We start from the raw sequence: 724 nt of genomic DNA, 5'->3' as shown, positions 1-724 counted from the left end.
GCCTCGGTGGCCCGGGCGCAGGACCAACTCATCGCGCCACTGGCCCGGCTGGCCGAGCAACAGGTGGATGTGATGCCGGCGGCGTTTGCGAGCTGGTCCCAGGTCTACCTGGCGACCGACGCGCCGGGCAGTGTCTGGGGAGCGCTCGACCGGGCGGTCACCGCGCACACCCGGGCCTGGCAAGCGCTGCTGATGCAGTGCGGTCTGCAGCCGGGGCGCTGACGGCCATTGGCCTCAGCGCTGACTTTCCGGGGTGACCCGCAGAATCTCCTCCACCGTGGTCTGGCCCGCCGCCACTTTCTGGGCGCCGCTCAGGCGCAGCGATTTCATGCCTTCCTTGTAGGCGTCCCGGCGTAGCTGCTCAAGTTCACAGCTGTCGGTGATCTGGCGGGTCAGATGCTCAGACAGCGGAAGAATCTCGTACACCCCAGCGCGCCCGAGATACCCTGTGTTCCGGCATTCCAGGCAGCCCACCGGTTGGTGGAACTGCTTCGGAACCGGCGCTTTCCAGGGCCGGGTCAGTAGCTGCCAGGCCTGCTCGTCAGCGGGCCCGGGGGCCTTGCAGTGTGGGCACAGGGTGCGCACCAGGCGCTGGGCCATGACCCCGAGCACGGTGGCACGGATCAGATAGGGCGGAATGCCCAGTTCCAGCAGCCGGGTGATCGCACTGGGGGCATCGTTGGTGTGCAGGGTTGAGAGCACCAGATGGCCAGTGAGTGCGGCC

At 68.1% G+C, this 724-nt stretch carries 2 protein-coding genes; one reads left to right on the top strand and one right to left on the bottom strand.

What is annotated here, in order from left to right; all coding sequences use genetic code 11:
• Nucleotides 1–222, top strand: a 222-nt coding sequence (locus tag V7D18_RS21920) for a DUF3080 family protein (RefSeq protein ID WP_426157518.1), incomplete at its 5' end; no start/stop codon positions are given.
• Nucleotides 223–234: 12 nt separating this feature from the next.
• Here the strand turns inward: V7D18_RS21920 and V7D18_RS21915 are convergent.
• Nucleotides 235–724, bottom strand: a 490-nt coding sequence (locus V7D18_RS21915) for a GspE/PulE family protein (RefSeq protein WP_426157517.1), incomplete at its 5' end; no start/stop codon positions are given.

It is taken from the genome of Lacrimispora sp. 38-1 (assembly GCF_049890855.1).
In the GTDB taxonomy this organism is placed as follows: Bacteria; Bacillota; Clostridia; order Lachnospirales; family Lachnospiraceae; genus Lacrimispora.
This window is presented reverse-complemented; position numbering and strand designations above follow the sequence as displayed.